The following is a 17,255-nucleotide window of genomic DNA, read 5'->3' as shown; positions in this document are numbered from 1 at the left end:
AGGCCCGGCTATCGCCCGTCTACAGCCCGGCTGCCTGCGACTCTCCTTGATCGCCTAGTCGGGCCGTAGACGGGTCAAAGACGGGGGTCAGACGGCCCGTAGACGGGCCAAAGACGGGTCCAGCAGGCCCGCGGCGGCCTGCTCGACAGCCCCGCGCGACCAACCACGAACCTGCGACCGTCCGTCCCACTCCTCCCGGCTGGCCTTCACCGAGGGGGCGTACTTCCTCAGCAGCTGAGCAAGAGCTGTCGCATCCGACTCGATACCGGCATCGGCCAGCGCAGGCAGCAGCACCTCCGTCGTCGGCAGGAACGGCTTGCCCCCGAACGACCGGAGCAAGACCGCCACCACGGCCGCGTCCTCCACTCCGCCCTGCTCGTCGAGCGCATCGAGCCGGTCCGCCAGTGACGCCTCCCCCGTCGCACCGTCCCGACGAATCACGTGCAGCAGGTCGGCAGCTGCAAGACTGTCGTGATCGAACCAAGGGCGACCGGCTTCCTGGCGGTCCTTGACGGCCTGGCGGATCTGGTCCCGCTCGAACCGGTTCCACCGCCACAGCACAGGCCGGTCGAAGCCGGGCCCGGCGATGTAGAACTTGCCTGCGTCGTAGACCCGCTCGTCGTCCACAGCCGGACGCAGCCGGTCCGGCCGGTAGCCCATGTCGCTGGCGCCCTTGCCGAACACGAGCCGGATGTCCTCGCTGCGCGCAGCCAGCATCACCCGGTACGTCACAGCGCTGGCGATGGCGTCACCGAGCGAGTCCTGCGTCGCCTCCTGCGCGGCGAAGATCAGATAGACGCCCGTCTCACGGCCGATGCGGAGGATATCGATCGCGAGCTCCTTGGCCTCCGGAGACAAGAAGATGAACTCGTCGATGAACCCGTAGATCGCAGGGTCCTCAGCAGTGGGCTCCCACAGGTCACCCATCTCCTTGACGGACTTCACCTGGTTGCGGGCCGAGGCAATGTCGCGCAGCCACCTGAGCTTCTCCGTGCACTCCTTCCGGCCCCGAATGGGCGGCAGCGCCATGACCTCGGAGAACTCTCGGATTCCGTCCTTGATCGGGTCCATCTCGATGGCGATGGCGTCCCGGCAGGCGGTGACGACCTCGGCGAGGCAGCGCAGGGCGCCCTTGGTCTTCGCCGACCCGGACGAGCCGATGATGAGCATGAACATTCCGCGCAGCCGGGCCTCGAAGTGGGAGCCGTCCATGCAGCGGCCGTAGACCACCGCGTCCCGTACCGACAGGCTGTTGGGGGCGTGCACCGACGGGCGCGGCATGTCGGCGAACGGGTCGGACTGCACGAGGCGCAGTGTGAGATGGGAGTGGTCGGCAGGGTCGGGTTCGTTGAGGGTGCCGCCCTTACCGATGCCGAAGTGCGAGTCGAGCTTGCTCATTACGGCGTTGACCTGCTCGGGCGCGGCGCCCTTGAGGATGACGTCGATCTCCCAGCCCCAGCCGCGGAAGCCGAGCACCCGCACTGTCCGGGTGCCGATGCCCTCCGCGGCCAGCGCGCGGGACACGCAGTCCTCGACCTGGCCCGGGGACTGGCACATGGCCAGCGGGAACGGCTCGTCGCTGTCGGGGTCGTCCTGGTCGGCGATGTACGCCTCGGGGGCGATGTCGGGCCGGTTGAGGCGGTAGCGGCCGTAGGCGGTGATCGCGGTGGTGATGATGAGGCCGGTGCCGGTCGGCGGGACCGCCATCGACAGGCCGACCGGCTCCATGCCCCCGGCGGTGACCAGAGCGATCCAGCCGCTGAAGTTCAGCGCCCCGGTGATGCCGCCGGTCCAGCCGAGGAACCGCCAGCGGGAGTGCCGCACCATGGCGACCTTGTTCCAGTCGGCGCTGCGCTGCATGCCGCCCATGACCTCCTGGAGATCGTGGGCGCGCACGTACCGCCAGCCAAGGTAGGAGACGGCTTTGACGCCGTGGCCGAACCAGCGGCCGAGGACTCCTCCGCCGCGGGCGGTCAGGCCGACCGCCCGGCCGGTCGTCGCCGCGACCACCATCGCCGCCGTCCCGACCTTGTGCAGGGCGGGCTCGCCAGGCTCGTACACCTCGACGACGCCCGGGGCGATGTCGTCGTCCTCGTCGTAGCCGTCGGCCTCGTCGGGGTCGACGACCTCCCCCGGCACGACCTTGTCCAGGTCCCAGTCCGCGGGCAGCCCGCGGTGCATCTCGGTCGTCATCACTGGTCCTTCTTGCGGGTGATTCCGCGCTCGGCGAGGACGGCGGTCAGGAGCTCACGGGCGGTGGCGGGACGGCACCCGAGGTGGCGGGCAACGGCCCGGTTCGACGGGTGCTTCCGAAGGTCCTGGTTGTTCTCGGCAGCTTCCGCAACGAGGCGCCGCACGGTCTTGACGCGGTCGTCGGTGACGTCTTCTCGGACACGCTTGGAAACCGCGTCCTTCCCTTGCGGGAAGCGGGGTGTAGCGGTCCGCTCACTGTGCGCCCGAGGGTGCTGGGAAGCGGTCAGCGGACGCACCGGGACGGGGTGTGAAACCCACTCCCCTTCGGCGCCGGGAATCAGGAGCGGCACCGGCAGGACCGGCGCCTGCACCCGCCCGGCCGGAGACGGCGACATGGCCTCCCCGGGCGTGTCCGCCAGCTTGTGCTCACTCGCGGGAACCACCGGCTTGAGCGCCTTCGAACCCGACCGGCGGCCGCGCTGGCCGTTCCAGGACTCGGCCTCCCGGCGCCGGTACGCGGCACGGCGGGACGCACGGATCTCACGGATCGACGGCTCCCCCAGCTTTGCTCCGTTCGCCCGCTCCCACGCCTTGGCGTAGGCGTCCTCCAGCCGCGTCCCGGTGTTGTCGGCGATCCGCCGGGCACGCCGCATCAGGATCGGGTGACGGCGGCGCAGCCGCTTCCAGCGCGCGATCTCCTCGGCCGTGCGGCCGGAGACCGCGGCCCGCTTGGAGCGCATCACGACGGCCCACAGCACCAGGGCGGCCAGGGACGCGCCGGCGTAGGCGGAGGCCCGGTAGACCCCGGCTACGGTGTCGTCCTCGATGAGGTGGCCGAGTCCGTTGATGGTGGCGGAGATGATCGCGGTGACCCAGGTGGCCCACAGCAGCCACCGGTAGGGGCGGCGGTGCTCGATGGCCTGCCCGGTCAGACCCGCGAGCGTCAGTGTCATGCCCTCCGTGAGCACCGGCACGCCAGCCGCGGCCCACCCCATGCCCAGGTGCGAGGCAGCCCCGGCCTGCCCCGACCAGCCCATGACCAGGGAGACGGCGACGACCGGCAGGCCCCACAGCGGCATGTGGTGGGCAAGCTTGACCTGCAGTGCCAGCCAGGCGGCACGCCGCTCCTTGCGGCGGCGGGCCCGGGCCTTCTCCCTCTCGGCGCGCTCCTGCTGCTTGCGGGCGAGCTCGGCCTGACGGGCTTCGTCCTTCAGCTGACGTCGGTGCGCCTTGTCCCGCCGCTTCTCCTCGCGGTCTTGTGCGCGGTCTGCGCGGTCGTCCTCGCGCTGGGCGCGCCGGTCTTGCCTCTTCTGCTCGCGTCGAGAGGACGGGGCCGACGTCCCGGCGGGCTCCGGCTGAAGGGCGCGCTGCTCGTCGACGGGGGCGGGCTCGGGGGTATCTGTGACGGGCCGCCAGTCCCCGAACACGGGCATGGCCGGCCTCCGGTGGCCGTTCATCAGGGGCGGACTGGCGGTCATGACGGGCAGGTCCCTTCTTGGTCAGCAGATGATCAGTAGGTGTCGGGGTTCACGACTGCGGCTTCGGCATCGCTCGGCAGACGGTGGCGTGCCCGTTGGCCTGGTCACGGGCATCCCAGTCGTATCGACCGATCCCGTTGTCCGTGGCGTCGCAGCCGAGGCACTTCCAGTGGTGGTCCTCGTCCCCGTACCGGCCGGATCCCGTGACGATGACGGTCGCTCCGCCTTGTGCCAGGAAGCGCATCAAAGCGTTGGGATGGGTGTCGGCAGGGGCAGCAGTCTCGGTCATGGCGATCTCCTTGCGTCGTTTCGGAAAGGTCAGCGCGAACATCAGTTGTCTCCTCGGGCACGTCGGGTGGTGGTCTTCCTCCAGCCGAATCCGCCGGGGAGATCCATGGAGGTGGTGCGGCGGCCGGTGGATGAGATCGTGTGGCGGGGGCCGTGCTTCCCGCCGAGGGTGATCGACCACGACTTGCGGTTGATGTTGAGCCGGACACCGGGGAAGATCCGGTAGCTCTTGCGGAACGTGATCGACATCAGGCGACCTCCCTCTCACCGAGTCCGAAGCTTGCGATGACCGCCTCGGCGGTGAGCTCGAAGACGTAGGCGACATCCAGGTCGGGATCGAACCTGCTGAAACCGTGCTTTGCACTACCGGGCAGGAAACGGGCGTAGGCGACATACAGAGGGGCGCCGTTGCGTGCGGGGAACTCGTAGACGTGAAAGGCATCAGCGGAGCGGCGGGCGGAACGGAGACGGTCCCGTCCCTCCGTGAGGCCGAAGTTCAGGTGATCGCGCTGACCGTCGACGACGGCCCACTGGATGACGCGGTGACGGCGGGTGGCCGCGGCCATGGGGATGACTCCTCTCTAGGCGGGCGCGCCGGTGCGCGCCTTGTGGAATTCACGGACGAACTCGTCGGTCAGCCCGGAGCCGACAGCGGCGCCGATCGGGCCGATCCCGGTCACGGATGCGGCCCACAGCTCCAGCCACGCCGCCCGAGTGGCCACGTAGTTGATGAGCGGGCGGGCGCAGCGGACGCTGAACACCAGCGCGCCGAGCACGGTCATGACCGTCAGAGCCAGGAGCCGAAGCGCCCACACCCGCAGCCACACAGCCGCCCGGTGCAGCCGGCCCGGCTTCGCAGTGATCAGATACGGGCGCATCAGCACTCCCCTCCTCAGTCCTCGTAGAGCGCGCGGGCGCGCCGCCAGACGGGCTGCTCACGCAGCTTCCGGTCGAGCTCCGCGTTGACGGCAACGGCCTCCTGGGACTCGCAGCCATGCTTGCCATCCGGGTCGGGGCGGGCTGCCATCAGCTCGCGGATCTCGGCTCGGTCCTTCTTCCAGCTCATGTGCGGTCTCCTCTCGGGTGGACGGTCACCGCCAGATCGACGGCTCCCTCGAGACAAGGCGGCCGGCGTGGTCAGCGGTCCCGGCCGTCCAGGAGCCCCTGCGTGGTCTTGTTCAGCTCCGCGAGGTTCTCCGCACACGTACCGCCCCCTTCAAGGAGGGCGTGGAACGTGATGTCGGCGGCTCCCTCAATGTCTCCCCGGTTGACGGCGGCCTTGGCATCATGCAGACGGTCGGCGTAGAAGTCGCTGTCGCTCATGTCGTTCTCCTCACGTGATCGATGTCGGATACCGGTCGTGCGTGCCCCTGCCTGCTTCGAGACGTAGACCCAGAACGGTCAACGGGGGCTGGGAGCCGTGGCCGCGAGGAGGCAGCACCCGCCGCCACAGCGGTCTCAAGGACGGCTAGGCCGCAGCCGGCTGATGCAAGCCGCGCAGCTCGGCCATCAGCGACGGCTCGTCGGGGTGGTCGGCGTCGTGGTCCATCGCCGCGAACGCGAGCTCCAGCGCACGGTCGAAGTCCTCGACGGCGCGCGCCGCCCGGTACTCGGCAAGGAACGCAGCACGAGTCTGTGCAGACATGACGGATCCTCTCCGGGATCAACAAGGGTGGGAGCCGTGGACGGCAGGATCGGGGGAGCCGAAGCATCCGCCGCCCACGGCGAACAAGTGCGGCGCTCAGGCCGCAGCGGGATAGTCGAAACCGAGGAGCTCGTCGGTCAGGGCCGGGTCAAGCGCGTAGGCGTGGTCGAGGATCTCCGACATCCGGGCCCCATCACCCGCCTCACGCGCCTCCGCATACTCGGCGAACAAGTCCGCGACCGCAGCATCCCGAGCCTCAGCCACCGACGACTGTGAACGCCGCCTCACGCCGAGCTCCGTCACGGCCAGGTCCGCGTCGAACAGGACCGTCATCGCGGATCACCGCCCGACTCCAGCTCGGGCGGGGTCTGCAGACGTGCCTGCTGCTGCAACCACGCCACCGCCACCGACGCCAGCTCCGGATGCTCGGCACCCAGCGGCGCCTCATCGATATCCCGCATCAGGTACTCGACCGGGATCGGCCGCACATACTCCAGCGGCACCCGATGGACCTTCCCCGGAGCCAGATCGAAGACCTCCACCGCATCGGGCCACGACTTCCACACACGACCAATCCGCGTGTGATCCCTCGCGCCCAGCAGAAACCGGACCGGATCCCTGTAGAGGACGAAATCGCCCTCCCCATACGCCGACCGCGCGGGCACACCAGTCACGACGCCACCGCCCGGTACGGGTGCGGGCCACGCGGACGACGCGGCAGCTCAGGCTTCGACTTACCGTGATCCTCGGCGACGACGAGGAAACTGTCCGACACCAGATCCATCCGGACCTCGGCAGGAACACCCTCCCGACGCAGACGCTCCGCCTCCCGCTCCGCAGGCCACGAACCACGCGGACCACCAGCAGGAAACCGGGCCAGGACACGGCGCGGGCGGCGGACGTAGGAGGCTGCCTCGTGGGCGGCCACATCGGCCGGACTCATGCGGCACCTCCGCGGACCCGGCGCAGCGCCTCGTCCATGTCCGTGCCCGAGTCGCCAGCGACCGTCTGATTGTGCTGCCGGGCGGTACGAGCCTGCTGCCGCAGGCGGGAGGCGAAGGCGACCAGGTCGTCGGCGAAGGCCTCGCCCATGTCCGGCGTCAGGTGCGCGTAGTCGACATCGTCCTCGATGACGATGTGGGCGGCTTCGAGGCGCGGGTCGTGCGAGCCAGGGTCGCACTGGATGGTGGAGGTCAGCATGTGCGCGGCCACGTGCTTGGACTTGAGGAACGAGCTCACCGACACCTCGTTCGCCTCGGCGCCTGAGATGTGGCTGATGTCCTCGGGGTGGGCCGTCGGCTCGGCGACATGAGTGCCGCTGTCGCACCAGCTCGTCGGGCACTCGATGTAGATCGTCGCGGTCGGCCCCTCGGGGCGGCCGACCTTCGCAGGCACCAGCCGGAAACCTGGCCTGGCCACGGGGAACGGAATGGGGGGCGGAACCGCCGCTGGAACGGCCTGTACGGTTGGACTCACGGTTGGTCTCCCTGGGAGTAGGGACGTCTGACCTAGGCCTCGCATCGGTGTTGGCGCACCGGGCGAGGCCGTTTTGCGTCTATCGCTCCGTAGCGATGCAACCTATAGTTGCAACATGAGGAGCCAATCGCAAGCGGTCCGACGTCATCGGCTTGAATTCGCTGGTCCTGCGACTAGTGGTTGCAACCAGGGGGTGTGGGATCATCAGCCCATGACCGAAGAGGAGAAGGAGCGCGAGGAAGCCGCGCTCAAGGAGCTCGACGTGCTTACGGCTGCATACGAGGAAGCCAAGAAGCCGTTCGACGAGGCCCGCGACGCCCTTCACTCGGCGATCATCAAGCACCTCATGGCTCGTAACGCCCGCCCGGGCCGGGTCGCGGACCACACGCCCTACGACCGCAATCACATCCGACGGATCGCGAACGCTGCCGGCGTACCACCCTTGCGGGAGCCGACCGTGCGCAGTGCGAAATCGAGAACCTAGCCGGCCTCAAAGGCGGGCGCATAACGGGCCTCCTCTCTGTCTTGCGGACAGAGAAGCCCAGGCGGGCCCTGTGACGGCAGCCTGAGAGTCGATCACTCACATATCACTCATAGGCACAGGGGGAGCGATGCAGGCGGCGGCCGAGGCGTTCATCGCCGAGCTGAAGCACTGGCGCGACATCCGTGGCAAGAGCCAGTCGAAGCTGGCTCGCGAGGTCGGGTACACGCCGTCCTACGTGTCGAAGGTCGAGGGCGGGCAGCTGGCCCCTTCGGAGGAGTTCGCCGCTGCGGCCGACGACGTGCTCCAGTCCGGCGGCGCCCTCCGCCGCGCGTTCCGTGAGATCGCGAAGCACGGGCGGCCAACGGCCCCTCACCCCGGCCCGGCCGTGGAGGACGCGCACGCGACGAGCCTGATCGTCGAGCATGAGGACACGACGCTCGCCTACGACGGGCGCACGTACCGGGCAAGCCAGCGCCGACGCCTCTTCAACGACTCCCCTGACCCCGTCACCCGGTACCTGATCCGGATCTCCGTGGACCGGTACCCGGGCGACCCCGAGCGCTCGAATCGGCACTACCGCGAGAACCCGCTGACGTGGGAGGAGATCGGGCTCAGCGCGTCGATCGACGGCGAGCCCCTGTCGTGGCGGGTGAAGCATGACCGTGACGCCTTCAAGGAACTCTGGCTGCTGTTCGGGCAGTTCCCTCTGTACCCGGGCGAGTCGGTGTGGCTGGAGTACAGCTACACGGTCTCGGATTCCAAGTGGGGGTCATGGTTCCAGCGGGCGGTGCGCCTCCCGACCCAGCGCATGAGCGTCCGCCTGGACTTCCCTGCCGAGCTCGAACCTGTTGCGTGGGGCACGGAGACCAGCATGACCGCCGAGGCCATGCCGCTCCGCACCGCGATTCGCCGCACTGACGAGGGCGGCCGGCGCGTCTTCTCGTGGTCCACCGAGGACCCGCCGCTGCACGCCCGCTACCGGCTCGAATGGAAGTTCCGCACACGCCCCGATACCGAGGAGACCCAGCAGGACATGACCACCGCAGTGACCGCGAGCGAGAGGATGCGCGCCGTCGGCGTCGTCCAGGAGGGCGACCCGATCCTCGCCAAGACCGCCCGGACGTTCGACCTGCCCGCCGAGGCTGAGGACGCGCGCAGAGTCGTCGCCGAGCTCATCTCCGCTTGCGAGCGCGCCGCGAGCGTTCATGTTTTCGGCAAGGGCATGGGCATGGCGGCGCCGCAGATCGGCATCGACCGGGCTGCCGCGATCGTCCGTACTCCCGACGGCGAGTCGATCACCCTGTTCAACCCTCGCATCGTCGAGGAGTCCCCCGAGCGGGACGAGCAGTATGAAGGCTGCCTGAGCTTCTTCGACGTCCGCGGCATGGTCCCCCGCCCGCTCGCCATCAGCGTCGAGCACACGGACATCGACGGCCAGCAGAGAATCACGATCTTCGAGCGCGGCCTTGCCCGGCTCGTCGCCCACGAGGTCGACCACCTGCACGGCCAGCTCTACCGCTCGCGGATGCGGGAGGGCATCGAGCCCATCCCCGTCTCGGAGTACCGCGGGACCGGCAGCACGTGGAGCTACGAGGGCCGGTCAGGTGCCTGAGCGCACTGCGCTCTACCGCTACTTGGCCGACGATGGTCACCCGCTCTACATCGGGATCACCGGCAACGTGAAGGAGCGAAGGGAGGCGCACTCGCATCAGCCGTGGCACCGAGAGGCCGCATCCTTCGTCGTCGAGTGGCACGATTCTGCGGCCGACGCGGCCGCTGCTGAGATACGAGCCATCAAAGCAGAGCTGCCTACCTACAACCGGGCCCACAACTTCGGCGACATCACGCTCGACGACATGGCGTGGCCCTCCCTGGCGAAGGCCCACCGGACCAAGGCGATCCAACTGGCTGAGCTGATGCGCATAGAGATCGAGACTGGCCGCTGGCCCGTCGGCCACAAACTCCCAGGCCCGCGCGCCCTTGCCGCAGCGGTTGACATCGGCTGGTGCACCGCCAGGCAGGCGATCGAGAAGCTCGTTGACGCGAGATACGTCTACTTGCGTCGAGGCTTTGGGCATTTCGTTCGCCAGAGGCGCCTGCTCTAGCGCCTCGAAACAGACCGCCAGCGCCCACCGCGTTCTGGCCGACGTCTCCCGCCAGCCCGGTCCGGCCGCGCGAGTGGAGGGAGCGCGCCAGATCGTACCGCTTCGGGCAAGTTGGACGTGCTGCTGGTGGGCGGCCCGCCGTCGGCCGTCTGGTTCGTGCCGGCATCCTCGCGTCGCGCCGGTAGCGTCTGGCTGTGGTCGTGTTCCGGCCGTCCGTGGCTTTCGTTGGGGTGCCGTAGCGTGCATATGCCGCTGGCTGCGTTGCAGGTCGGCGACGTGCGTGTTCTCGCTTCTGAGAATTTGTCACGTGAGTCTCGTGAGGTTCAGTGAGTGTCGCTGTCGCCGGATTTCGATGGCTGGTTCTGGGGGGCGGGGTACGTTCGTGCGCAGCTCAAGTCGCCGAGAGGTGCGGGAGGAGGGGGCTGATCGATGCTAGTGCGGCGCAAGTTCTACAAGGGTTCCTTCCCAGGTCGAGTGTCGACTGGGAGAGTCGTTCCGCGGCCCGACGTCTGGACAGCTTCGTTTGTCCAGGCCGTCCGTCTGGTGGTTGGGGTGGTTGGGAGGGAGGCTTGGGTGCGTGTCGGTGTGGGCTGCCTTCTACCGGCATTGGAGTTTCCAAGTGATTTGGAAACTTCCTGTTTCCGGCAGACAGGGAGTTTCGGGTCATTCGTAAGGTGACTTGGGGGCCGCGTTCGCCGAGGATGGCCGTTGCTCGGCGTGTTGGTTTTGTTGGTTGTTCGCCTGTCCTTGTTGTTTTGCGCTGCCCAACAGGGCGCGGACCGGCAGCCGGGGGCAGGATTAGCGCGAGGGAAGGGGATGTGGTGACGGCCGTACAACCTCGCACAACATGGCGGTTGTTAGAGCAATCTGCCGCAATCTGTGTGCGGTGCGCTGGCTGGTTGCGGGAGAGTATCCGCGCCTGGCAGTTGGCAGGGGCCAGCTTGGGGGCGACTTTCCGCCAGCCTGCCTCGCTTCCCAATTCGGGATGTTCGGGGTGTTGATTCAAATTACGCAATACCCCGAGGCCCCCCCCCCGCCACGCAGGAAGCAGGAGGTGAGAGGGAGAGGACCTTACAGACATAACTATAACTGACCTGCGGTTTTGACTCTTAAGGCTTGCGGAGAGGGGTGCTCAATTTGATCCGCGTCGGCTCTGTCAGGTGGTGGCTTGATCTATGGTCATCGGGTCGCGGCTCCGCGGTGAGCGCTTGAAACGCGGAGTGGCCGGGTGCTGGAACACCCGGCCACCGCGACCGGCGAGCCACTAACTCGCTGATCAGTAAGTCCCTACCGTCAAGAGAGGACTCTGCTCATGAGCTTAACGAGGAAAGGGTCACATCCCAACCTCGATCCGTCCCCGTCGGCTGCCGCACCGGCACCAGGCCTGACCGTTCGGGGGTGCTCGCCTGCTCTGCCGCCTGGTTTTGAGCTGGTGCCGGCGTTGATTGGCCTGCCGGGTGCGGCTCGGCTGGAGGCCGTCGCCTGTCCGACGTCGTGGTGTGTGGTGGATCATGCCGTAGATCGTCAGGTGGCGGTCGAGGATGTGGATCACTATGGCGCTCCGGCGGCGTGGAGTGTCGGCTCCTTCTTGCTGCCGGGCGTGAAGGTGCTCGAGCTGGACGTGCGCCTGCATGCTGACCCGTCGAGTGAGGATCCGCGGCTGCGCGACGTCCACCTCGTCGTCAGCTCGGATGACGCGCTTGATGCGTATCTGTCGCCGGGTATGGCGGATGCGGCGGGGGGCCTGTTGATCGCGCAGGGTCTGGCCATGCTGGAGCAGGCGCGGCTGGCTGGCGGGGTGGTGGCCGCGGGCGACTGACTGCGCGCACGACAGCACCCCCGCAGCCTCACGGCTGCGGGGGTGCTGTCGCATGGGCTGAGCTGCGGGCCTTTCAGAAACTGATCGAAATGGCACCGTCGAACCCGGTTTCAGTGCGGGGTATCGGGCGTAATGTTCTGGCATGGACCGCCGCATTCTCGGACTGGAGAACGAGTACGGTGTCCGGTTTTGCAGAGCTACTGAACGGAGTTACCCATGAGCTACACCCCTGCCGCAAAAAGCACCACTGGTGGCATAATCTTCGCGTTCCTGCTGGCCACAGCGGTGATACTGACCTTGTTAGCCCTCTGGATAATTTCCACTGGCGGCTTCCCCTTATTCTCGATCAGCCTTTCACTCCTCTCGTTCGATTTCTCTCCGAGCCTCCGTCTCGAATTCCAGGACACGGCGAGACGGAGATTTAGTGCAGGCTCATTCCAGCAGTCCCATTCCGGCAGCTCTCACTGTCCGGCTTGCCCGTTGTCTTCGTTGTCGGCGAGGGTCGGCGTCTGGCCGGTGCCGTCGCAGCTTCCGCAGGTGATCGTGTACTGCCGCGTCTCGTCGGTGAGGGTCATGGTTCCTGTGCCGGTGCAGTCTGTGCAGGGTGCTGCCACCGGTGCTCCAGCTGTCGGAGGTCTGCTGCGAGGCGTGTGTGGAGGTCGCGGCGGAGGAGGCGTTGGGTGAGGGCGAGGATGCGCTGGTAGCGGGTGTCCTCGCGGAGGGCGGGGAGGTGCTGCTTGTCGACCCAGCCCATGGCGGCCTCCGTCCCGGGTTGGGTGTCTAGCGTCTCGCCGGGGCGGGGTAGGCGGCAAGGGTGTGTTCAGTCTGGCTGCTCTTGCTGGGCTTTCCAGGTGTTGTGCCAGTGGTCGAGCCCGCGGGTGTGGAGTTCTTCGGGTTCTCGGCCGTGTTGTTTGATCCACTCCCGGAGTGCTTCGATCTTCGGCTGGGCTGTTCCGGGGTCGGCGACGAGTTTGATCCAGCGGTCCAGGGTCGCCTGTAGATCGGGCAGGGGGGCGAGGTGGACCTGCTGGAGGAAGGCCTGCCGGAGCTCGGGCATGGGGAGGCCATGCCAGATGCTGTCGATGGTCCACATGCGTTCGGCCACGGCTGACTCAGACTTCGATGTAGACGATGACGACGTGGCTGCCGTATTCCGCGATGTAGTAGATGACGCGGACGCCGGAGCCGGACTCCTGGTAGTCGCGCAGCGGTTCGCGGCCTGGAGTGAGGTCGCCGATGCCGGGGTCGGTCTGGATGGCGACGATGGCCCGGTCTGCGGCGATCATCTCGCGGGTGTCGTAGCCGTCGATCTGACGTTGGGCGGCCGGGGTCAGGATGGCCTTCGCCCGCCAGGGGCCGTGCTTAGGCGACACCGTGGTGCCAGCGGGTCGGGTCGATGCCGAGCTGCCGGTAGTGATCGTCGCGTACTTGCTCCCAGGGCACGCATTCATCTTGGCCGGGGAGTCCGTTGGCGGCGATGCCTTCGAGGACTGCCGCCAGTTCAGGTGATGTTTCGCGCTCTTGTTCGGCCCATTGAGTGAGGGCGGCGGCCTTGTCTGCTGCGAGTGGGGTGCGCGGCATTCCGGTCTCCCTGCTGCCCGTGCGTGGCCTAGGCCATCACGGTACCGGACTGTGCCGGAGAGTACCGGTCTGTGCCAAAAACATGATGGTCTGCTCTTCCGGCGCACGGTGATCGCCGCAGGTGAGGCCGCGTTCGTGTTCGCGGCGGGAAGCCCCGCGGGGTGCGGTCCGCGGGGCTTCGCCGTGGTCAGGTGGCGATGTTGGTGCGGTGCCAGGTGAAGAACGGTTCGCGGTGGGGGCCGTAGTCGGCGACCGGGAGCCCGTCGAGGGTCTTGGCGGCGTCGGCGAGCGCAGGGGTCGTGGGGTTCTTGCCGCTGACTGCGATCTTCCCGTCGGTGGTGGCGTACACGTAGCCGTGCTCGAACAGTTCGTCGCAGCCCAGGAGGCAGGCGGGCATGATGTTCGCCCGCTGCAGGCGTTCCTCGCGGCTGGCGGCGCTGCGGCGTTTGATGTGGGCGGCGCGGATGAAGCGGATCGGTAGGTGGCGGCCGCACAGGGCGCAGGTGAAGGTGGTGGCGCCGTTGAGCATCTGCTTGCGGAGTTTACTCTGCTCGCGGCGCACGAGGACCTGGGCGACGGTGCTGTCGTCGCCATCGTGGTCGATGCTGCCGTCGCTGCTGGGCGGGCTGACGGGCGGCAGGGTGTCGGCGAGCTGGGCGACGGCGCCGGTGCCGGCCTGCAGGACGGCGGCGCCCTGCTTGTTGGCGGACAGGCGGAGGGCTTCCATGGCGTCGGCGCCGAGGGCGTGGCCGTGGACGTCGTGTTCCTCGTCGAGGATGTCGATGCCGATGCGCTCGGGGTAGTCGTCGTCGGGCCAGACCGTGAGGGTGTCGGTGAAGTAGGGCTTGTCGATCTGGGTGACGATGACGCGCTTGAGGGTGGCGGCCGCCCATCCGCCTGGGGCGACACGGCTGTTGGGGCCCTTGTGCGCGAGGACGAGGAGGTCGCCCTTGGTGAGGGACTGGACTGTCTGGCGGGCGCCGGCGCGGTCGAGGGCGCTGCTGCGCCATCCCCACAGGCCCTTGCTGAGCCCGATTTCCAGGTTGCCGCTGGAGGGGGTGGGGACGTAGATGTACGCGGTTTTGGGCATGGGCCCTCCGTCACTCGGCCTCCCCGCAGGGAGGGTGCAGTGGGCCGCGGTCTCAGTGAGTCAGAGACTGGAAGGACCGCGGCCGGCCCCGGTGTTGGGGTGCCGGTGATCGTACATGACGCCGAGCGGGCGGCGGCAGGAAGCGAGTCGGTGCGCGAGGAACGCGGTCGCGTGTCCTGCCGCCGAAGCCACTATCGCTGACGCCAGCGGGCCTTCTCATCCGTAACCGCAAGGCTCCCCCGCCGGTTGATGATCGTATGGATGAGATCACCGCCCCTCCCCGGACGACGGCCTGCTCCTCCCCCTGATCACACGCACCGAGGCGCAGGACATCGTCGAAGCCCTCGCCCTGGTCGCGCAGGGCCGGCCGGTGGACCGGCAGTGGGTGGGGGATCTCGCGTCGGTGCTGGCGGCGCGGGTGCCGTCCCGGGACTAGCGGGCGGGGCCACCAGGCGGCAGCCCCGCCTTGGGTGCTGCGGCTACTCGTCCCAGTCGGGCCAGTACGGGGGGCGGCCTTCCGCCTGCCGGTCGACGAGGTGCTGGCCGATGAGGCGGGCGGTGTCAGGTGAGGGCCCGGCCATGCGGCGCTCGAGGCCGTCGTCGTCTTCGTCGTCGAAGAGGGGAGTGCCGGGCAGAAGCTTGTCGTCGTACATGATCGCCTCCTACTGGGCGTATCGGATGCGGGTGGCGAGGTGCCTGGCGTTGCCGTCGGTCAGGGTGAGCACGCTGATCTCGGGGGTGATGCAGCAGGTGATGTGCCGGATGCCGAGCGGGGGCAGGTCCCAAGCAAGGGACCACGCGTCGTCGAGGTTCAGCAGTCGGGCGAGGGCGGCGGTGTCGTCGGGCGCGAGCCGGATGAGGATGTGGCCGTGCGTGTTGCGTTCGACCGTGGTGTTGTCGAGCCCGGCCTGGTCCAGGAGTTCAGCGAGGTCGGTGAGCGGGTTTTGGGCTGGGGGCATGTGCCTCCCTTTCTGAGGTGGTGTGGCTGCCCTGCTGATGGGGCGTATGCCGCGGTTCAGGGGTGGGTGACACGCAGTCGGAGGGGCCGGATGTCGGTGGCCTTCTCGAGGGTGGTCTTGTAGCCGTGGCCCTGGAGGAGGTGCGCGTACTCGTCGAGACGGGTCTGCGGGTCGGGCCCGTCTTGGATGACGCGGACGGTGTAGTGGCTGTCCTGCCGCAGCCGGTAGCCGGTGTGGCCTGCGGCGGCGAGGTGCTCGTCGATGGTGGTGGACCAGACTCGGGACGTCATGGCGGGACTCCTGGCTGGCGGGTGGTGGCCTGTACGGCGGGCGGATGCGGCAGGGTCCTGCCGTCACAGGTTGATGTTGAGGTGGGTCACGACGGTGCCGAGGTTCATGCGCGTCGCCTCCTGGGGGCGGGCCCGTAGGGGGTTTGCCAGGCGGGCCGGTCGTGCGGGCTGCGCGGCTCAGCGGTGGGCGCAGGGCAGCTACTGGTGTCGGTCCACCCGGCGTCGTCGGTCATCCGCTTGCAGGCTTCGGCGAAGGCACGCATGGCGTGGACGGCGGCCTCGAGAGCGGGCTGCAGGGCGGCCCGGATGGGCTCGGCGGCTTCGCGCATGACAGCGCGGGCTTCGGCTCGGACGAGGTCCGCGTGTCGGCTGGCGTGGCCTTGTTCGGTGGCGAGGACGGCAGGGCGGGCGGTGGCGGGGGCCAGGCCGTGGTTGTCGATCAGTCGGTCGATGAGGAGCTGCCGGGCCTGCCGGAACGGCGTGATCTGCGGGCGCGCTGCTGGCCGGGGCGTGCTGCGCATGGCGTCGGGCCCGACGGTGGTGTCGTGGAGGGCGTTGTCGATCTGGCCGAGGATGTGATCGGCGGTACTCATCGGGGCTCCTGGTGCGGGTCGGTACTCGGTGTCGGGCTCGGCCGCAAGTCCGCTTGCACAACGTGCAAACGAGCAGGGGCCGCGGTGCTCACGCCCCTGCGCGGTGGTGGGGGCATTGGCAGATCTGTCCGGTGTACTTGTTGTTGATGCGGCAGTGGGCGTGCATGCGGTCGGCCCATTGCCGCAGTTCGTCGGCACGGCCGGGGTGGATCTCGATCGCTTCGGTGAGGCGGCCGGCAGCTTCGCAGGCGGTCGACAGGTACAGCGGGATGTCGATCAGAGCGAGTATGTTGTCGGGTAGTTGTTCGCGGGGGTTGCCGGGCGGGGGCGGCGTCCAGTCGGTCATCGCGGCTCCTTGGGCGTGATCAGGTAGGCGAGGCCGTCGTCGAGGTCGAGCCAGACAAGCAGTGTGACGAGGGCATCGGCATCGGGGCGCTTGTCGTCAGCGAGCCGCGAGAACGTGGAAGCCGAGATGCCGACTTGGTCGGCGAGCTCGCGCCAGGTCAGGCCCCGTTCACGCCGCCGGGCGTCAAGCCGTCTGCGGAGCTCAGGCACGTCGAGGCGGTAGGAGCTCACTCGCCGTCCCTTTCGCCTTCCCACCAGCGTCGGTCGTCAGCCGCCGCCTCGGTGATGGACGGCCCGTCATAAGTGGCGGGCCCGGTCGCTTCAGTCGCTGCCGGGGCGGGCTCAGGCCAGGCGGTCGTGTGGTCGTCGACCCAGACGACGCGGGTCTTGCCGCCGTGGCCGTGGATGGTTTCGACGTCGGCCATCGAGGCGTAGATCGCGGTCGATGTGGTGGCGGTCAGCCAACGGAGGGCGACGGTGCCGTCGGTGAACTCCAGGCCCTCGACCACGATGCCGACACCTGACGTGCCGGTCTCGTCGACGTCTCGGACCAGGTGGAAGCGGCGGGGAAGCTGGTCGGTCATGCTGCGGCCTCCTCGATGTCGTTGCGGGTGCGGGGTCCGGTGTATCCGCCGATGGGTGCGGGCCAGCCCCAGAGGGTGCCGTGGGGCTTCTGGCGGGCGGCGAGGGCGATGGTGGCGGGGTTGTTGCAGCGTCCGCCTTTTCGGTGTTGGTCGAAGGCGGTGAGGCTGCTGAAGGTGCGGCAGCATCCTCCGCAGTGGGAGCGTTCGGCGCCGGTCCACCATGATCCGCATGCGCCGTGGACGATGGCGTTCTTCGGTATCCCGTCGGAGCCGGGGATAGGCAGTGCCATGAAGTTGCCCTTTCTTGCCTGAAGGGTTTTGGTCA

General features: G+C 68.4%; 30 protein-coding genes. 4 read left to right on the top strand and 26 right to left on the bottom strand.

The genetic code is table 11. The annotated features are described in order from the left end of the window. Positions 1–87 precede the first annotated feature (87 nt). The 13 genes from C9F11_RS38345 to C9F11_RS38295 all read right to left on the bottom strand — a co-directional run bounded on the left by C9F11_RS38345 (position 88) and on the right by C9F11_RS38295 (position 6,999). Positions 88–2,193 carry a hypothetical protein gene (locus tag C9F11_RS38345; RefSeq protein ID WP_138964473.1) on the bottom strand — a complete coding sequence of 702 codons (2,106 nt, stop codon included), beginning with the start codon at positions 2,191–2,193 and terminating at the stop codon, positions 88–90. Beyond that, entirely contained in the window at positions 2,193–3,626 is a 1,434-nt protein-coding gene (locus tag C9F11_RS38340) for a DUF2058 domain-containing protein (RefSeq protein ID WP_138964471.1), read from the bottom strand. The genes C9F11_RS38345 and C9F11_RS38340 overlap by 1 nt, the downstream gene beginning before the upstream one ends. 94 nt (positions 3,627–3,720) lie before the next feature. Beyond that, entirely contained in the window at positions 3,721–4,002 is a 282-nt protein-coding gene (locus C9F11_RS38335; RefSeq protein ID WP_138964469.1) for a hypothetical protein, read from the bottom strand. Then, positions 4,002–4,208, bottom strand: a complete 207-nt coding sequence (locus C9F11_RS38330; RefSeq protein ID WP_138964467.1) for a DUF4236 domain-containing protein — start codon at positions 4,206–4,208, stop codon at positions 4,002–4,004. The genes C9F11_RS38335 and C9F11_RS38330 overlap by 1 nt, the downstream gene beginning before the upstream one ends. Continuing rightward, complete coding sequence (locus tag C9F11_RS38325) at positions 4,208–4,525, bottom strand: hypothetical protein (protein WP_138964465.1); 318 nt, start codon at positions 4,523–4,525, stop codon at positions 4,208–4,210. Before C9F11_RS38325 ends, C9F11_RS38330 begins: the two co-directional genes overlap by 1 nt. A gap of 15 nt (positions 4,526–4,540) precedes the next feature. Next, positions 4,541–4,837 (bottom strand): hypothetical protein, encoded by a 297-nt coding sequence (locus C9F11_RS38320; RefSeq protein ID WP_138964463.1) that lies wholly within the window; start codon positions 4,835–4,837, stop codon positions 4,541–4,543. 14 nt (positions 4,838–4,851) lie between these two features. Beyond that, complete coding sequence (locus tag C9F11_RS47730; RefSeq protein ID WP_171075979.1) at positions 4,852–5,025, bottom strand: hypothetical protein; 174 nt, start codon at positions 5,023–5,025, stop codon at positions 4,852–4,854. A 71-nt stretch (positions 5,026–5,096) separates the two neighbouring features. Then, positions 5,097–5,282, bottom strand: coding sequence for a hypothetical protein (locus C9F11_RS38315; RefSeq protein ID WP_138964461.1), 186 nt, complete (start codon positions 5,280–5,282; stop codon positions 5,097–5,099). Positions 5,283–5,427: 145 nt separating this feature from the next. Then, positions 5,428–5,604 (bottom strand): hypothetical protein, encoded by a 177-nt coding sequence (locus tag C9F11_RS47725; RefSeq protein WP_171075978.1) that lies wholly within the window; start codon positions 5,602–5,604, stop codon positions 5,428–5,430. Positions 5,605–5,700: 96 nt separating this feature from the next. Then, the gene (locus C9F11_RS38310) at positions 5,701–5,937 is read right to left on the bottom strand and encodes a hypothetical protein (protein ID WP_138964459.1); all 237 of its coding nucleotides are present in this window, start codon (positions 5,935–5,937) and stop codon (positions 5,701–5,703) included. Beyond that, positions 5,934–6,278 (bottom strand): hypothetical protein, encoded by a 345-nt coding sequence (locus C9F11_RS38305; protein ID WP_138964457.1) that lies wholly within the window; start codon positions 6,276–6,278, stop codon positions 5,934–5,936. The genes C9F11_RS38310 and C9F11_RS38305 overlap by 4 nt, the downstream gene beginning before the upstream one ends. After that, positions 6,275–6,547, bottom strand: a complete 273-nt coding sequence (locus tag C9F11_RS49045; protein ID WP_249402057.1) for a hypothetical protein — start codon at positions 6,545–6,547, stop codon at positions 6,275–6,277. The genes C9F11_RS38305 and C9F11_RS49045 overlap by 4 nt, the downstream gene beginning before the upstream one ends. Continuing rightward, positions 6,544–6,999, bottom strand: a complete 456-nt coding sequence (locus C9F11_RS38295; RefSeq protein ID WP_138964455.1) for a hypothetical protein — start codon at positions 6,997–6,999, stop codon at positions 6,544–6,546. The genes C9F11_RS49045 and C9F11_RS38295 overlap by 4 nt, the downstream gene beginning before the upstream one ends. A gap of 292 nt (positions 7,000–7,291) precedes the next feature. On the opposite strand from C9F11_RS38295, the gene C9F11_RS38290 reads away from it, so the two are divergent. The 4 genes from C9F11_RS38290 (at position 7,292) to C9F11_RS38275 (ending at position 11,488) form a co-directional block, all read left to right on the top strand. After that, positions 7,292–7,564, top strand: a complete 273-nt coding sequence (locus tag C9F11_RS38290; RefSeq protein WP_138964453.1) for a hypothetical protein — start codon at positions 7,292–7,294, stop codon at positions 7,562–7,564. Between the two features lie 127 nt (positions 7,565–7,691). Then, complete coding sequence (locus C9F11_RS38285; protein WP_138964451.1) at positions 7,692–9,176, top strand: peptide deformylase; 1,485 nt, start codon at positions 7,692–7,694, stop codon at positions 9,174–9,176. Beyond that, a complete protein-coding gene (locus C9F11_RS38280; protein WP_138964449.1) occupies positions 9,169–9,669 on the top strand; it encodes a GntR family transcriptional regulator in 501 nt (166 codons plus the stop codon). The genes C9F11_RS38285 and C9F11_RS38280 overlap by 8 nt, the downstream gene beginning before the upstream one ends. 1,432 nt (positions 9,670–11,101) lie before the next feature. Continuing rightward, positions 11,102–11,488 (top strand): hypothetical protein, encoded by a 387-nt coding sequence (locus tag C9F11_RS38275; protein WP_138964447.1) that lies wholly within the window; start codon positions 11,102–11,104, stop codon positions 11,486–11,488. 571 nt (positions 11,489–12,059) lie between these two features. Here the strand turns inward: C9F11_RS38275 and C9F11_RS49040 are convergent. From C9F11_RS49040 to C9F11_RS38215, 13 genes are all read right to left on the bottom strand, one after another. Then, on the bottom strand, positions 12,060–12,242 hold the full coding sequence (locus C9F11_RS49040) for a hypothetical protein (RefSeq protein ID WP_249402056.1): 183 nt from the start codon (positions 12,240–12,242) through the stop codon (positions 12,060–12,062). A 66-nt stretch (positions 12,243–12,308) separates the two neighbouring features. Then, positions 12,309–12,593, bottom strand: coding sequence for a hypothetical protein (locus C9F11_RS38265; RefSeq protein ID WP_138964445.1), 285 nt, complete (start codon positions 12,591–12,593; stop codon positions 12,309–12,311). 7 nt (positions 12,594–12,600) lie between these two features. Then, positions 12,601–12,861, bottom strand: a complete 261-nt coding sequence (locus C9F11_RS38260) for a hypothetical protein (protein WP_138964443.1) — start codon at positions 12,859–12,861, stop codon at positions 12,601–12,603. Further along, a complete protein-coding gene (locus C9F11_RS38255) occupies positions 12,851–13,069 on the bottom strand; it encodes a hypothetical protein (protein WP_138964441.1) in 219 nt (72 codons plus the stop codon). Before C9F11_RS38255 ends, C9F11_RS38260 begins: the two co-directional genes overlap by 11 nt. A gap of 187 nt (positions 13,070–13,256) precedes the next feature. Continuing rightward, positions 13,257–14,159, bottom strand: coding sequence for a hypothetical protein (locus tag C9F11_RS38250; protein WP_138964439.1), 903 nt, complete (start codon positions 14,157–14,159; stop codon positions 13,257–13,259). A 479-nt stretch (positions 14,160–14,638) separates the two neighbouring features. Then, complete coding sequence (locus C9F11_RS47720; protein WP_171075977.1) at positions 14,639–14,812, bottom strand: hypothetical protein; 174 nt, start codon at positions 14,810–14,812, stop codon at positions 14,639–14,641. Positions 14,813–14,821: 9 nt separating this feature from the next. Beyond that, complete coding sequence (locus tag C9F11_RS38245) at positions 14,822–15,118, bottom strand: hypothetical protein (protein WP_138964437.1); 297 nt, start codon at positions 15,116–15,118, stop codon at positions 14,822–14,824. A 56-nt stretch (positions 15,119–15,174) separates the two neighbouring features. Next, entirely contained in the window at positions 15,175–15,408 is a 234-nt protein-coding gene (locus C9F11_RS38240; RefSeq protein WP_138964435.1) for a hypothetical protein, read from the bottom strand. Between the two features lie 104 nt (positions 15,409–15,512). Continuing rightward, positions 15,513–16,001: a hypothetical protein gene (locus C9F11_RS38235; RefSeq protein ID WP_138964433.1), complete on the bottom strand. Its 489-nt coding sequence runs from the start codon at positions 15,999–16,001 to the stop codon at positions 15,513–15,515. Between the two features lie 88 nt (positions 16,002–16,089). Next, positions 16,090–16,347, bottom strand: coding sequence for a hypothetical protein (locus C9F11_RS38230; protein WP_138964431.1), 258 nt, complete (start codon positions 16,345–16,347; stop codon positions 16,090–16,092). Next, positions 16,344–16,577, bottom strand: a complete 234-nt coding sequence (locus C9F11_RS38225; protein ID WP_171075976.1) for a helix-turn-helix transcriptional regulator — start codon at positions 16,575–16,577, stop codon at positions 16,344–16,346. The genes C9F11_RS38230 and C9F11_RS38225 overlap by 4 nt, the downstream gene beginning before the upstream one ends. Continuing rightward, entirely contained in the window at positions 16,574–16,930 is a 357-nt protein-coding gene (locus C9F11_RS48335) for a hypothetical protein (protein ID WP_212767868.1), read from the bottom strand. Before C9F11_RS48335 ends, C9F11_RS38225 begins: the two co-directional genes overlap by 4 nt. Further along, positions 16,927–17,220 (bottom strand): hypothetical protein, encoded by a 294-nt coding sequence (locus C9F11_RS38215; RefSeq protein WP_138964427.1) that lies wholly within the window; start codon positions 17,218–17,220, stop codon positions 16,927–16,929. The genes C9F11_RS48335 and C9F11_RS38215 overlap by 4 nt, the downstream gene beginning before the upstream one ends. Positions 17,221–17,255: the final 35 nt, after the last annotated feature.

Origin of the sequence: Streptomyces sp. YIM 121038, assembly GCF_006088715.1 — a bacterium.
Classification (GTDB): domain Bacteria; phylum Actinomycetota; class Actinomycetes; order Streptomycetales; family Streptomycetaceae; genus Streptomyces.
This window is presented reverse-complemented; position numbering and strand designations above follow the sequence as displayed.

Coding starts and splice junctions, on each gene's coding strand:
- C9F11_RS38345 (WP_138964473.1), bottom strand. CDS start 2,193: ATGACGACCGAGATGCACCGCGGGCTGCCCGCGGACTGGGACCTGGAC.
- C9F11_RS38340 (WP_138964471.1), bottom strand. CDS start 3,626: ATGCCCGTGTTCGGGGACTGGCGGCCCGTCACAGATACCCCCGAGCCC.
- C9F11_RS38335 (WP_138964469.1), bottom strand. CDS start 4,002: ATGTTCGCGCTGACCTTTCCGAAACGACGCAAGGAGATCGCCATGACC.
- C9F11_RS38330 (WP_138964467.1), bottom strand. CDS start 4,208: ATGTCGATCACGTTCCGCAAGAGCTACCGGATCTTCCCCGGTGTCCGG.
- C9F11_RS38325 (WP_138964465.1), bottom strand. CDS start 4,525: ATGGCCGCGGCCACCCGCCGTCACCGCGTCATCCAGTGGGCCGTCGTC.
- C9F11_RS38320 (WP_138964463.1), bottom strand. CDS start 4,837: ATGCGCCCGTATCTGATCACTGCGAAGCCGGGCCGGCTGCACCGGGCG.
- C9F11_RS47730 (WP_171075979.1), bottom strand. CDS start 5,025: ATGAGCTGGAAGAAGGACCGAGCCGAGATCCGCGAGCTGATGGCAGCC.
- C9F11_RS38315 (WP_138964461.1), bottom strand. CDS start 5,282: ATGAGCGACAGCGACTTCTACGCCGACCGTCTGCATGATGCCAAGGCC.
- C9F11_RS47725 (WP_171075978.1), bottom strand. CDS start 5,604: ATGTCTGCACAGACTCGTGCTGCGTTCCTTGCCGAGTACCGGGCGGCG.
- C9F11_RS38310 (WP_138964459.1), bottom strand. CDS start 5,937: ATGACGGTCCTGTTCGACGCGGACCTGGCCGTGACGGAGCTCGGCGTG.
- C9F11_RS49045 (WP_249402057.1), bottom strand. CDS start 6,547: ATGAGTCCGGCCGATGTGGCCGCCCACGAGGCAGCCTCCTACGTCCGC.
- C9F11_RS38290 (WP_138964453.1), top strand. CDS start 7,292: ATGACCGAAGAGGAGAAGGAGCGCGAGGAAGCCGCGCTCAAGGAGCTC.
- C9F11_RS38285 (WP_138964451.1), top strand. CDS start 7,692: ATGCAGGCGGCGGCCGAGGCGTTCATCGCCGAGCTGAAGCACTGGCGC.
- C9F11_RS49040 (WP_249402056.1), bottom strand. CDS start 12,242: ATGGGCTGGGTCGACAAGCAGCACCTCCCCGCCCTCCGCGAGGACACC.
- C9F11_RS38255 (WP_138964441.1), bottom strand. CDS start 13,069: ATGCCGCGCACCCCACTCGCAGCAGACAAGGCCGCCGCCCTCACTCAA.
- C9F11_RS38250 (WP_138964439.1), bottom strand. CDS start 14,159: ATGCCCAAAACCGCGTACATCTACGTCCCCACCCCCTCCAGCGGCAAC.
- C9F11_RS47720 (WP_171075977.1), bottom strand. CDS start 14,812: ATGTACGACGACAAGCTTCTGCCCGGCACTCCCCTCTTCGACGACGAA.
- C9F11_RS38245 (WP_138964437.1), bottom strand. CDS start 15,118: ATGCCCCCAGCCCAAAACCCGCTCACCGACCTCGCTGAACTCCTGGAC.
- C9F11_RS38240 (WP_138964435.1), bottom strand. CDS start 15,408: ATGACGTCCCGAGTCTGGTCCACCACCATCGACGAGCACCTCGCCGCC.
- C9F11_RS38235 (WP_138964433.1), bottom strand. CDS start 16,001: ATGAGTACCGCCGATCACATCCTCGGCCAGATCGACAACGCCCTCCAC.
- C9F11_RS38230 (WP_138964431.1), bottom strand. CDS start 16,347: ATGACCGACTGGACGCCGCCCCCGCCCGGCAACCCCCGCGAACAACTA.
- C9F11_RS48335 (WP_212767868.1), bottom strand. CDS start 16,930: ATGACCGACCAGCTTCCCCGCCGCTTCCACCTGGTCCGAGACGTCGAC.
- C9F11_RS38215 (WP_138964427.1), bottom strand. CDS start 17,220: ATGGCACTGCCTATCCCCGGCTCCGACGGGATACCGAAGAACGCCATC.